Source organism: Pseudomonas sp. B1-22, assembly GCF_050474425.1.
GTDB lineage: Bacteria > Pseudomonadota > Gammaproteobacteria > Pseudomonadales > Pseudomonadaceae > Pseudomonas.
Genome location: NZ_JBCHVH010000003.1, coordinates 666,350 through 679,033, shown reverse-complemented (window position 1 = coordinate 679,033; position 12,684 = coordinate 666,350). Strand labels below are relative to the sequence as shown.

12 protein-coding genes are annotated in these 12,684 nt (G+C 65.0%); 2 read left to right on the top strand and 10 right to left on the bottom strand.

Annotation, left to right across the window (positions count from 1 at the left end; genetic code table 11):
* Positions 1–204 precede the first annotated feature (204 nt).
* The 6 genes from ACQ5BL_RS15065 to ACQ5BL_RS15040 form a co-directional block, all read right to left on the bottom strand.
* Positions 205–1,689, bottom strand: a complete 1,485-nt coding sequence (locus ACQ5BL_RS15065; RefSeq protein ID WP_243804566.1) for an amidohydrolase family protein — start codon at positions 1,687–1,689, stop codon at positions 205–207.
* Positions 1,686–2,885, bottom strand: coding sequence for an amidohydrolase family protein (locus ACQ5BL_RS15060; protein ID WP_243804565.1), 1,200 nt, complete (start codon positions 2,883–2,885; stop codon positions 1,686–1,688). Before ACQ5BL_RS15060 ends, ACQ5BL_RS15065 begins: the two co-directional genes overlap by 4 nt.
* 169 nt (positions 2,886–3,054) lie before the next feature.
* Positions 3,055–4,107 carry an extracellular solute-binding protein gene (locus tag ACQ5BL_RS15055; protein ID WP_243804564.1) on the bottom strand — a complete coding sequence of 351 codons (1,053 nt, stop codon included), beginning with the start codon at positions 4,105–4,107 and terminating at the stop codon, positions 3,055–3,057.
* 38 nt (positions 4,108–4,145) lie between these two features.
* Entirely contained in the window at positions 4,146–4,937 is a 792-nt protein-coding gene (locus ACQ5BL_RS15050) for an ABC transporter permease (RefSeq protein WP_243804563.1), read from the bottom strand.
* Entirely contained in the window at positions 4,934–5,845 is a 912-nt protein-coding gene (locus tag ACQ5BL_RS15045) for an ABC transporter permease (RefSeq protein ID WP_243804562.1), read from the bottom strand. The genes ACQ5BL_RS15050 and ACQ5BL_RS15045 overlap by 4 nt, the downstream gene beginning before the upstream one ends.
* A 2-nt stretch (positions 5,846–5,847) precedes the next feature.
* Positions 5,848–6,918, bottom strand: a complete 1,071-nt coding sequence (locus ACQ5BL_RS15040; protein WP_243804561.1) for an ABC transporter ATP-binding protein — start codon at positions 6,916–6,918, stop codon at positions 5,848–5,850.
* Positions 6,919–7,058: 140 nt separating this feature from the next.
* Between ACQ5BL_RS15040 and ACQ5BL_RS15035 the strand changes: the two genes are divergently transcribed.
* Complete coding sequence (locus ACQ5BL_RS15035; RefSeq protein ID WP_243804560.1) at positions 7,059–7,745, top strand: GntR family transcriptional regulator; 687 nt, start codon at positions 7,059–7,061, stop codon at positions 7,743–7,745.
* 121 nt (positions 7,746–7,866) lie between these two features.
* Here the strand turns inward: ACQ5BL_RS15035 and yjiA are convergent, their stop codons facing one another.
* The 4 genes from yjiA to ACQ5BL_RS15015 form a co-directional block, all read right to left on the bottom strand.
* Positions 7,867–8,865 carry a GTPase gene (gene yjiA, locus ACQ5BL_RS15030; protein ID WP_243804559.1) on the bottom strand — a complete coding sequence of 333 codons (999 nt, stop codon included), beginning with the start codon at positions 8,863–8,865 and terminating at the stop codon, positions 7,867–7,869.
* Between the two features lie 207 nt (positions 8,866–9,072).
* Positions 9,073–9,276 carry a YbdD/YjiX family protein gene (locus ACQ5BL_RS15025; RefSeq protein WP_015478970.1) on the bottom strand — a complete coding sequence of 68 codons (204 nt, stop codon included), beginning with the start codon at positions 9,274–9,276 and terminating at the stop codon, positions 9,073–9,075.
* A 12-nt stretch (positions 9,277–9,288) separates the two neighbouring features.
* Complete coding sequence (locus ACQ5BL_RS15020) at positions 9,289–11,355, bottom strand: carbon starvation CstA family protein (RefSeq protein WP_207882604.1); 2,067 nt, start codon at positions 11,353–11,355, stop codon at positions 9,289–9,291.
* 187 nt (positions 11,356–11,542) lie between these two features.
* The gene (locus ACQ5BL_RS15015) at positions 11,543–12,055 is read right to left on the bottom strand and encodes a DUF3015 domain-containing protein (RefSeq protein ID WP_207882602.1); all 513 of its coding nucleotides are present in this window, start codon (positions 12,053–12,055) and stop codon (positions 11,543–11,545) included.
* Between the two features lie 191 nt (positions 12,056–12,246).
* On the opposite strand from ACQ5BL_RS15015, the gene ACQ5BL_RS15010 reads away from it, so the two are divergent.
* The gene (locus ACQ5BL_RS15010; RefSeq protein WP_207882600.1) at positions 12,247–12,615 is read left to right on the top strand and encodes a PilZ domain-containing protein; all 369 of its coding nucleotides are present in this window, start codon (positions 12,247–12,249) and stop codon (positions 12,613–12,615) included.
* Positions 12,616–12,684: the final 69 nt, after the last annotated feature.

Below are 12,684 nucleotides of genomic sequence, written 5' to 3'. Positions count from 1 at the left end.
CATTCTGCCGGGCGTTTTTGCTTTTTGCGCGGGGAGTTCCTTGCAGGACCGAGGGGGGCGCCTAGCCCTTGCTCGCTAACGGAATCACCGGCTGCCCTGGCGCAGGGCGGTTCGCGAGCAAGCGCGTTCCTACAGGGTCTTGCGCACGCCGGTTACGCCAGTTCCACGCGCTGAGCCCAGTGGCGCTCTCCCGCGTCCATTGCTTCAGCGAACGTCCAGCATCGGTGCCTCGGCGCTGTAGGCATCGGCAAAGGGAATCGCGGAATGGAACAACGTGCGCCACGGCGGATTGCCGAAGGCACGCTCGGCATGGTGCTGCATCTGCTTCTGGAACAGCGCATCGGCGCGGCGTTGCAGGTCGGCATGGTCGACTCCGATCACCTGGCCGTCCTGCATCACACAGCGGCCGTCGATGAAGCTGGCGATGCAGTCGTCGCCACGCCCGGCGGTGAACAGGTTCTTCAGCGGGTCGAAGAACGGTCCCTGGTGGAAGGCGCCGAGGCGGAACACGGTGATGTCCGCGCGAGCGCCTGGAGCGAGGCGGCCGAGATCGTCGCGGCCCAACGCCTGGGCACCGCCGAGGGTGGCCGCGTTGTAGAGATCGAGCATGCGCGTGTGCTCGGCATTGCCCTCCTTCACCCGCGCAATGTTCAGGCCCTGACGCAGGTTGTCGAGCATGTCCGCCGGGAAAGTGTCGGTGCCCATGGCGAGGTTGATGCCCCGCGCGCGGTATGCGCCGAACGAGTCCAGCGCATCACCTTCGCGGGCGAACACCACCGGGCAATGCACCAGGCTCGCGCCGGTATCCGCAAGGCGCTGCAACTCGTGCTCGCCGCTGTGCAGGATGCCGTGGGGCAGCACGCTGCGCGGGTTGAGCAGGCCGTGGCTGTCGAGCCATTGCAGCGACGAGGTGTCGCGCAGGCGGCGCACCAGCTCCACTTCGTAACGCGACTGGCAGCAGTGCAGGCGCAGCGGCGCGTTCAGTTCGCGCTGTACGGCGGCGGTGCGCTCCAGCAGCGCGGGCGTGCAGGTTTCGATGCGGTCGGGCAGCAGCGCGCCGCGCACTAGGTCGCTATGGGCGCCGTCGAAGTCGCGGAAGAAGCGTTCGGCTTCCTTCAATCCGGCAAGACCGGCGGCTTCGTCCCAGTGCTGCGCGGGGCTGCCGTCGGCGCGGGCGTAGGTCATGCCGCTCATGTAGCAGGGGCCGAGGTAGGTGCGCAGGCCGAGTTCGCCGGATAGCGCAGCGACCCCGGCGAATTCGTCGTAGTGCTCGGCCCAGCGCCGGTAGTACATGGAAGTGATCGGCATGGCGGTGGTGATGCCGTTGCGGATCAGCTGGGTGAAGGCGTAGCGGTACTTGAACAGTTCCTCGTCCGGGCTGTAGCACTCGGTCGGCCCGGCGCGCAGATAGTCCTCGGACCAGACGCGGCCCATATTCCACTCGGCGCCGTTGTCCAGAGTGAGGACGGTGGAGTCGAGATCGCCCAGGGCGTCGAGGTCGATGAAGCCGGGGCCGATCAGCGCGTGGCCGTAGTCGATCCACTGGCTGACTTCGCCGGGGAAACCGCGTCCGACGAAGAGGATCTTCCCGCCCTCGAACACCACTTCGCCGTGGCGCCAGAGCACGTGCTGGCGGCCATCGAAGCCGACCAAGAAGCTGGCTTTCAGCCCAATGCGCGGAACACTCACAGGCGCGACTCCAGCAGTTTCCCGTGCTCGGCAATCAGCTTGCCGGCCTTGAATACCTGGCGCTGCGCCGGACGCGCGACCACGGCCTCGCCGATGGTCTGCGCCGGCAGCAGGAGGAAGTCCGCCGCCGCGCCGACGTCGATACGCGCCGGCTCGCGGCCCAGTGCCCGGGCGCCACTGGCGCTGGCGGCGTCGAAGGCGGCAGCGAGGTCATCGTCCTTGCACAGGTCGAAGCGGAAGGCGAGGAACATGGCGCGTTCGAGCATGTCGCCGTTGCCCATGGGCGACCACGCATCGCGGATGCCGTCGCTGCCCAGGCACAGGTTCACCCCCGCTTCGCGCAGGGCGAGGAACGGCGGCACCGGGGTATCGGCCGGTGCCGAGCTCATCAGCGAAATCTTCAGTTTGGCCAGACGCTCGGCCAGCGGTTTGACCTGCCCCCAGGGCGCCATGCCCAGGCAGTAGGCGTGGCTGATCATCACCTTGCCCTGCAGGCCGTGGCGCTCGGTGTAGTCGGCGATGCGGGCGATCTGCCAAAGGCCCAGCTCGCCCTTGTCGTGCAGGTGGATGTCGACGCCACGGCCGAATTCCACGGCCAGGCCGAAGACGATATCCAGCTGGGCGATGGGGTCGTCGTCGATGCCGCATGGGTCGAGGCCGCCGACGTTTTCCACGCCCAGCGCCAGCGCTTCGCGCATCAGCTCGGAGGTGCCGGGGCGACTGACCAGGCCGGTCTGGGGGAAGACCACGAACTCCATGTCGATCAGGTCGGCGTAGCGCTTGCGCAGCGCCATCATGGCTTCGACATGGCGCAGACCCAGCTCGGGGTCGATGTCGACGTGGCAGCGGAAGGTCAGCGAGCCTCGGGCGATGCATTGCTCCAACAGCGCGCCGGCGCGGGCGGCGATGGGCGCGTCGATCTCGCGCAGCACGCGGCGCTCGTTGGCGATGTAATCCTTGAGCGTGGGGCCGGCGCTGTTGGGGCGCCAGGGTTGGCCCCAGAGGGTCTTGTCCAGGTGGCAGTGGCTTTCCACCAGCGGCGGCAGCAGGAGCTGGCCAGCGCCGTCGAAGTCGCCGGCCTGCGGCGTGGTGTTGCTCGCCGGGCGGCGCTCGGCGATGCGACCGTCACGGATGAGGAAGTCTTCCGCGGCATTGCCCAGCGGACGGATGTTGCGCAGCCAGTAGCTGTCGGTCATGGGGACCTCGAACAAGAATCGGATAAAAGACGTAGGGCGAATAACCGCTCGCGGTTATCCGCCGATGAGCTCGACGGCGGATAAAGCGTTCCGCTTTATGCGCCCTACGGGGTGGATCTGGACGACACGTGTAGGAGCGAGCCCCGAATCGCGGGGCCCGGTCAAACCATCAGCCCTTGAGCTTGGACCAGATGCGATCCTGCAGCTCGCGGGACTTGTTGCTGCATTCCTTCTCCAGGCGCAGGCGCTGTGCGTACTCCGGCGGCATGTTGATGGCGTCCATCACCTTCCACTTGGCGTCGAGCAGCTTGTCGGTCTCGATGCCGTTGGAATAGGCGATGGCGTTGGTCACCGCGGCGGCGTTCTCCGGCTTCATCATCCAGTTGATGAAGACCTTGGCGTTCTCTGGGTGCGGCGCGCTCTTGGGCACAGCGAAGTTGTCCTGGAAGGAGGCCACGCCCTCTTTCGGGTAAACGTACTTGATGGTGCTCTTCTGCAGCGTGGCGCGGGCGGTGGAGCCGTTCCAGTTCTGCATCAGCACCACTTCGCCGGAGGCCATGCGGTCCACCGTGTTGTCCGAGCTGTACATCTTCAGGAAGGGCTTCTGCTTCTGCAGCAGTTCGAGAATCTTCTTGGCGTCCTGCGGGCGCTCGGTGCATTCGTCGACGTTCAGGTAGTGCGCGGCGGCGTTGATCAGGCTGCTCGGGGTGTCCAGTGCAGCGACCTGGCCTTGCAGTTCCGGACGCGGCTCGAAGAATTCCTTCCAGGAATCATCCAGCTTGCCGCCCGGCACCCGCGCGCTGTCGTAGGAGAAACCGGTGCTGCCCCACAGGTAGGGTGCCGAGTACTTGCGGCCCGGGTCGAAGGCCGGGTCGCGGAAGGCCGGCTTCACGTACTGGAAGTTGGCGAGCTTGGGCGTGTCGATCTCCAGCAGCAGGTCCTGCTTGATCAGCGTCTGCATGATCGAGTGCGACGGCACGATCACGTCGTATGCCGCACCACCGGCCTGCAGCTTGGCCAGCAGGGTTTCGTTGCTGTCGTAGCCGTCCATGGTGACCTTGATGCCGGTCTCCTTCTCGAACTTGGCCAGCAGCTCCACCGGGTAGTAGTCGGTCCAGTTGTAGAAGAACAGCTGCTTGGGCTCCTCGGCCTGGGCGACGCCAGTGGCCAGCAGGGCGAGGGACAAACCGGCAAGGCCGTGACGCAGGGCATTCAACTTCATCGTTTTCTCCAGAAAGAGCGAAAGGTCGGCAGTCTTGATCAGGCGTCCGGTTTGCCGCGCTGGCCGAGCCAGTACGACAGCACCACGAGGACGATGGAAATCACCAGCATGAGCGTCGAGATCGCATTGATCTCGGGGGTTACCCCGGCCTTGATGGCCGAGAAGATGTAGACCGGCAGCGTCGTCGAACCAGGCCCGGCGACGAAGAAGGTCATGATGAAGTCGTCGAGGCTGACCACGAACGCCAGCACCGCACCGGACAGCACCGCCGGCCACAGCAGCGGCAGGGTCACCCGGCGGAACACTTGGTAGGGGCTGGCGTACAGGTCGCCGGCGGCTTCCAGCAGGCTCTTGTCCAGGTCATTCAGGCGCGCGCGGATCGGCAGGTAGGCGAAGGGAATGCAGAAGCCGACGTGGGCGACGATCACCGTCATCAGGCCCAGCTTGATCCCCAGCGACATGAACAGCAGCAGCGTGGCCACCGCGATGACGATCTCCGGCAGGATCAGCGGCAGGTTGATCCCGCCTTCCACCAGCCGCCGGCCGTAGAACGGCCGCGAAGTGGCGAGTGCCGCCGCCAGCGCGATAGCGGTGGACAGCACGGTAGCGAAGCCCGCCACCACCAGCGAGTTGAACGCGGCGGCCTGGATCGACGGGTTGACCACGATCTTGCCGTACCAGGCGAAGGAGAACTCGGTCCACACCGTGGCCGAACGGTTGGCGTTGAAGCTGTAGCCGATCAGCACGAGGATCGGCAGGTACAGGTAGGCCAGGACCAGGATACTGGTCTCGCGGGTACCGGGCAGTTTCTTCAGGTGCTGGGCGATCATGCGTTGGCTCCTCCCAGGTGGACGGCCTTGGCGGCGCGGCGGCTATACAGGGCGAACGCGATCAGTGCGAGCAGCATGATCGCCAGCAGCAGGAACGACAGCGAGCCGCCCAGGGGCCAGTTGCGCGCGGTGCCGAACTGTTGCTGGATCAGGTTGCCGATCATCAGCGTCTTGCCGCCGCCGAGGATGGCCGGGGTGATGAAGGCGCCCAGGCTCGGCACGAACACCAGCAGGGAGCCGGCGATCACACCGGGCATGGACAGCGGCAGGATCACCCGGCGCAGCGCCTTCCAGCGGTTGGCACCGAGGTCATAGGCGGCCTCGACCAGACGCCAGTCGAGCTTCTCCAGGGTCGAGTAGATCGGCAGGATCATGAACGGCAGGAAGCTGTACACCAGCCCCACGCAGACGGCGAAGTCGTTGTACAGCAGGGTGATGCCGCCGGCCTGGGGGAACAGCGCGTTGAGCGTCTGGGCGATCCAGCCGTGCTCGCGCAGGATGATCAGCCAGGCGTAGTTGCGGATCAGCAGGTTGGTCCAGAACGGGATGGTGATCAGCAACACCATCAGATTGCGCGAGCGCTCGCTGAGGCTGGTCATCCACAGCGCCACCGGGAAGCCGAAGAGGAAGCACAGCAGCGTGGTGCCGCCGGCCTGGAACAACGAGCGCAGCAGCGCCTGGGCGTAGACCCAGTTGAGCTCCAGGTTGCCGTCGAAGTCCTCCTGGAAGAACAGCTGCACGTAGCTCTGGATCTGCCAGTCGGCGTGCCAGTCGACGCCACCGTAGAGGTTGCGCGGCAGCAGGCTGATGTAACCCATGATCGCCAGCGGGATGGCGATCAGCCCGAGCAAGGTCAGCGCCACCGGGCTGAGCAGCAACAGGCGTCGGGTGGTGGGCGACTCGGTCATGGTCAGGCCTCCATCAGCAGGCAGGCCTGGGGCGGCAGGTGCACTGCCACGGCCTCGCCGACGTCGCGGGCACGACCGCCTTCGTTGCTTTCGCGCAGGGTGATCTGCGAGGCATCGGGCAGGCGGCAGCGGTACAGCGTGGCGGTGCCGACATACATCACCGTCTCGATCACCGCGCGCAGATGGTGCGGCTGCGACGGATCGACCAGCTTCGAGCGCTCCGGGCGGAAAGCCAGCTGCACGCTGTTCTGGTCCAGCCCGTCGGGCACCTGGCAGGGGATTTCCGCCGGCATCGCGTTGGGGTGGAAAGCACCCTGGCGCATCTGGCCGGGGAGGAAGTTGATGTCGCCGATGAACTGCGCGACGAAGCGATGGCGCGGACGCTCGTAGATCTCGTTGGGGGTGCCGATCTGCATGATGTTGCCGTGGGACATCACGGCGATGCGGTCGGACAGGGTCAGCGCTTCTTCCTGGTCGTGGGTGACGAAGATGAAGGTGATGCCCGCCTCTTCCTGCACGCGCTTGAGTTCGACCTGCATCTCCTTGCGCAGCTTCAGATCCAGCGCGGACAGCGGCTCGTCGAGCAGCAGGACCGAGGGCTTGGGCGCCAGCGCACGGGCCAGGGCCACGCGCTGCTGCTGACCGCCGGACAGCTCGGCCGGCTTGCGCCGCGCCAGGTGCTCCATCTGCACCAGCGCCAGCATCTCCTTCACGCGATTGGGGATTTCACCACGGGACAGGCCCTGCATTTCCAGGCCGAAGGCGATGTTCTCCGACACCGTCATGTGCGGGAACAGTGCGTAGCTCTGGAACACGGTATTGATGCGCCGGCGGTACGGAGGCAGGTCGTTGACCCGCTCGCCACCGACGAGGATGTCGCCGGAGGTGACGTTCTCGAAGCCGGCGATGCTGCGCAGCAGCGTGGTCTTGCCGCAGCCGGACGGCCCCAGCAAGGTGAAGAACTCGTTATGGGCAATATCGACCGAGACCTCGTTGAGGGCGGGGGCGACGTTCGGATCATCGGTGTAGCGTTTGCTGACCCGACGGATCTCGACTGACGACGAGTGATTCATTTTGGTGCATTCCTCTTGTTTTTGTATGCAATATTTGAATGCAACCTAGAAATAACTGATGTATTTTTCTTCTGCAACTGGTTTTGCACGGACGGATTTGCGGCATCCTTTCCAGGGTCAAGAAAGAGACGGAGTCGCTCATGGCGGAGAATCACCCCGAGTCCACGGTGGAACGCGTCTACCAGGGGGTTTACGAGGCAATCAGCAAACGCAGCCTGCGCCCGGGCATGAAGCTCGGCGAGGCGGCGCTGGCAGAATTGTTCAAGGTCAGCCGCACTTCGGTGCGCGCGGCGCTCAAGCAACTGGAGGCGGACGGGCTGGTGTCCTCCGCGCTCAACAAGGGCGCCTGGGTGTCGCTACCCAGCGACGAGGAGATCCGCTCGCTGTTCGAAACGCGGCGGTTGATCGAGATCGGCATCGTCAGCGAACTCTGCCGCCGCGCCGACAGCGCGATCTTCCAGGACCTGCGCGACCACGTGGCGCTGGAAGACGCGGCCCACGACCATGACCATGCGCAGTTCGTCCACCTGCTCGGCGAGTTTCACCTGAAGCTGGCGGCGGCGCTGGGCAACCCGGTGCTGCTGGACTTCTTCCGCAAGCTGATCGAGCGCGCCTCGCTCTACGCCACGACCCTGGACGATGGACACCACGAGACCTGCCGGGGCAACGAGCACCTGCGGTTGATCGAATTCATCGAGGCGGGCAACCAGGCGGCGGCCATCGAACTGACCTGCATGCACCTGAATGCCATCGAGCAGGCGATCATCAAGGCGGCGGGGAACCTGAAGGCGGATTACCATCCGCTCAAGCATCTGATCGGCGGGTGAGTCCTGCGGACTTTGTAGGAGCGCGCCATGCGCGCGATCGCGGGCATGGCCCGCTCCTACAATGGGCGCCACGAACTATCCGGCCCATGAAAAACGCCCGGCACTGGCCGGGCGTTTTCGTTCAGGCGGCAGGTCCGCCGGTGATGGCTTCGAAGCCCTGGCGGATCTGCTCTTCCGGCAGGTTGTCACCGATGAAGACGATCACGCTCTCGCGCGTCTCGTCGCTCTTCCACTCGGTATCCCAGTCGAAGCCATAGAGCCGCAGCACGCCCTGGAACACCAGGCGCCGTGCTTCGCCGGCAATATTCAGCACGCCCTTGTAGCGCAGCAGCGAGTTACCGTGCCATTGCAGCAGATCGTCCATGAAGGCGCTCAGGCGCTCGATGTCCAGCGCACGCTCGCTGCGCAGCACCAGGGTGGTGATGCGGTCGGTGGTGTCCGCCGCCGGACGCACCGGGCGCAGCAGCGGACGCAGGCCGACGTCGGCGTTGAGGTTGAAACCGCGCACGTCGAACAGGCGCTCCAGTTCGATGGCGCCATGCTTCACCGGATGGATCTCGGCGCGGCGGTTGATGCGCTGCAGGCGCTCCACCAGCGCGTCGTACTGCTCCGGCGACACCAGGTCGCCCTTGCTCACCAGGACGCGGTCGCCGAAGCCGACCTGGGCCTGGGCGATGGCCTCCTGCAGGTGGCGGTCGGCGTTGGCCGCGTCCACCAGCGTAATGATGCCGTCGAGCAGGTAGCGCTCGCGCAGGGTTTCGTCGACGAAGAAGGTCTGCGCCACCGGCGCCGGGTCGGCCAGGCCGGTGCACTCGATCACCACGCGGTCGAAGTCCAGTTCGCCGTTGTCGCGACGCTCCAGCAGCACGTACAGCGCACGCTCGAGGTCCGTATTGATGGTGCAGCAGACGCAGCCGTTGGACAGCGTCATCACCTGCACCGCGTCATCGCCCAGCAATTGGCCGTCGATGGGCGTGTCGCTGAATTCGTTCTCGATCACGGCGATCTTCAGGCCATGCTCGGCCTTGAGAATGTGCTTGAGCAGGGTGGTCTTGCCCGCCCCGAGGAAGCCGGTGAGGACGGTCACCGGAATCTGCGGTGTGCTTGCGGAATCGGTCATGGGAACATCCAGGCAATCAGAATTGAAAACAGGCAGAAATGAAAACGGGCCGCGATCGCTCGCGGCCCGTCCAACGATTAATGAAACGTCGGCGAGGCAGCCGAGACAAGGCGCCAGTGCTCGGAAAAAGCGGAGTCTACTGCAGTAGATGAGCATTTTTCCGGCCGCTGGCAACGCAGCATCGGCCACGCAGCCAGTTTCATTGCGTCAACAGCAGCGGATCGGTCGCCCCTTGCCGCCACCGTAGCGCGCTTCCTGGCGCTCGCGGAAGAACTCCTCGTAGGTCATCGGAGTCTTGTCCGGGTGTTTGTTCTGCATGTGCTGAACGTAGGTGTCGTAATCGGGCATGCCGACCAGCATGCGCGCGGCCTGCCCGAGATACTTACCCATGCGGCTGAGGTCATTGAACATACTGAACCTCCATCAAGCGTCCGGAATCGGCTGGAAGGGGGCTTCCTTGTCGGTGCGCTCCTTCTTAGTCCAGGCGCTGGCGCCGACCTTGATGGAGTACACCAGCACGCTGAGCACCACCAGCAGGAACAGCACGGTGAGGCCGGCGTTGATGTAGGCGTTCATCATTACGGCCTGCATCTGGCCGATATCCTTGGCCGGGGCGATGATCTGCCCGGCGTCTAGACCCGCGGCGTACTTCTTGCCCAGGGCGATGAAGCCGACGGCCGGATTGCTGTCGAACAGCTTGATCAGGCCGGCGGTGCTGGTGCAGATCAGCAGCCAGGCAGCCGGGAAGGCAGTCACCCAGACGTACTGCTGGCGCTTCATCTTGATCAGCACGACGGTGGCGAGCATCAGCGCGATACCGGCAAGCATCTGGTTGGAGATGCCGAACAGCGGCCACAGGGTGTTGATGCCGCCCAGCGGGTCGACCACGCCCTGGTACAGCAGCCAGCCCCACAGCGCGACGCAACCGCCGGTACCGACGATGTTGGCGCCCCAGGAGTCGGTCTTCTTCATGGCCGGGACGAAGTTGCCCAGCAGGTCCTGCAACATGAAGCGACCGGCACGGGTACCGGCGTCCACCGCGGTGAGGATGAACAGCGCCTCGAAGAGGATCGCGAAGTGGTACCAGAAGGCCATGGTGTTCTCACCCGGCAGTACCTGGTGAAGGATGTGCGCGATGCCCACGGCGAGAGTCGGCGCACCACCGGCACGGGCCAGGATGGTGGTTTCGCCGATGTCCTTGGCGGTCTGCGCCAGCACGTCCGGCGTGATGGCGAAGCCCCAGCTGCTGACGGTCGCGGCCACCGCGTTGACGTCGGCACCGACCACGGCCGGCGGGCTGTTCATGGCGAAGTAGATGCCCGGTTCGATCACCGAGGCGGCGACCATCGCCATGATGGCCACGAAGGACTCCATCAGCATGCCGCCGTAGCCGATGTAGCGGGCGTCGGGCTCGCGGTTGAGCAGCTTGGGCGTGGTGCCCGAGGAGATCAGCGCGTGGAAGCCGGACACCGCGCCACAGGCGATGGTGATGAACAGGAACGGGAACAGGCCGCCCTTCCACACCGGGCCGGTGCCGTCGGTGAACTGGGTCAGGGCCGGCATTTTCAGATCCGGCGAGACGATCAGGATGCCGATGGCCAGGGCGACGATGGTGCCGATCTTCAGGAAGGTCGACAGGTAGTCACGCGGGGCCAGCAGCAGCCATACCGGCAGCACCGAGGCGATGGCGCCGTAGGCGATCAGCATCCAGACGATCTGCACGCCGTGGAAGGTGAAGACCGGTGCCCATTCGGGGCTGGCGGCAACCTGCCCGCCCATCCAGATGGAGCCCAGCAGCAGGGCCACGCCGACCACGGAAATCTCGCCGATGCGGCCCGGGCGGATGTAGCGCATGTACACGCCCATGAAGATCGCGATCGGAATGGTCGCCAGCACGGTGAACATGCCCCACGGGCTGTCGGCCAGGGCCTTCACCACGATGAGCGCGAGCACCGCGAGGATGATGATCATGATCAGGAACGCGCCGAACAGAGCGATGGTCCCCGCCACCTGCCCCATTTCCTCGCGCACCAGTTCACCCAGCGAGCGGCCGTTGCGGCGGCTGGAGATGAACAGAATCATGAAATCCTGCACGGCACCGGCCAGTACCACGCCGGCGATCAGCCAGAGCGTACCGGGCAGGTAGCCCATCTGCGCGGCGAGCACGGGTCCGACCAGCGGGCCGGCGCCGGCGATGGCGGCGAAGTGGTGACCGAAGAGGATGTGCTTGTTGGTCGGGACGTAGTCCAGGCCGTCGTTGTTGAGGACCGCGGGGGTCGCTCGATTGGGATCCAGCTGCATCACCTTGGTGGCGATGAACAGGCTGTAGTAGCGGTAGGCGACCAGATAGATGGCAACCGCCGCGACGACGATCCACAGTGCGTTGATGGCTTCGCCGCGACGCAGTGCCACGACTCCCAAGGCAAAGGCACCGACTATCGCCACCGCCAGCCAGGCGAGGTGACGTAGCAGGCTGTTGTTATTGTTCATAGCGAGGCTTCCGACAGTTTGAAGGCGAGAATTCGCAGAAAAATTCTAGTCCTTTCCCGCGACCTATTCATACGACCTTAGTCTAGAGCGGTTACGCGCTTATTGCCCGAAGTCAAATACCGTCTGGCGGCGCGCCGCACCAATGAAAAGCCCGCCAGGCGGCGGGCTTTCGGGTCGAGCCAAAGGATCAGGCCGGTTGCTTGGCGTACTGCGCCAGCACCTGGTCGCGACTCATCACCGCCAGGGTGTTGTTCAACACCTCTTCGCCGGTGGCGTTCTGCGAAGTGAAGATCTCACCGAAGTGCTGCTGGGTGACCTGGGCGAAGTGCGCGCGGTCCTGGGTGGGGATGCCGAGCAGTACGGCATAGGCGTCCAGCGCATCGCCATGGCCCTGGGCCATGTTCTCGGCGATGTTGTCGAGCATGCCGTTCATGGCGAAGATCGAGCGACCGCCGTAGCCGATGCGCTGGTTGGCATCGCAGCCGTTGGTGCCCGAGGTCAGGCCGAAGGTGGCATTGCCCGAGGTGCCGTTGGTGGTGGTGGCCAGCAGGTGCGGGAACAGGCCGCGCTGACCTTCGAAGACCATGTTGCCCCAGCCGCAGCCGTGGCCGCTCTGCCCTGCCTCATCGGCATGCGCCAGCAGACTGGCAGCGCTCAGCACCCCGAGAATCAGCCCCTTGCATACGAACTTCTTATCCATGTTCTGCACTCCACAATAGGTATTGGATTGACGCCCCAAGAGCTTTGGCGAGCGACTGCGGGCTGTCAAACCCGCAGCGGACGTGGCTGACGGACGAAAGCTCGGAAAATGGCGTACGACGCATTACCGAGGCTTTCTCCATGGGGAGGTCTATAGTGAGGCAAAGCAGAAACGGCCGGAGAGCCACGACAATGACTGACGATCACGCCGAGCGCCGGCGCTTCCAGCGCATCGCCTTCGATGCCGGCACGGAAATCAGCCAGGGCGACCACCGTTGGAAGGTCACCCTGCTCGACCTGTCGCTGCAGGGTGTGCTGGTGGAACGCCCCGAGCACTGGGAGGTGGTAGCCGGCGAGCCGGTGCAGGTGCGCATCTACCTGGGCTTCGACGTCAACGTCTACATGGAGGCGGACCTGGCCTGGGAGCGCGAGGGCCTGCTGGGCTTCAACTGCAAGCACATCGACCTGGAATCCATCAGCCACCTGCGGCGGCTGGTGGAGCTCAACCTGGGCGACGAATCGCTGCTGGAGCGGGAACTGACGCTGCTCAGCGAGCATTGAGATCGCGAGTCGCCATCACCCGATCGCGGACGGAGTCCGCTCCTACGAAAATGCCAGCCTGGGCGTAGG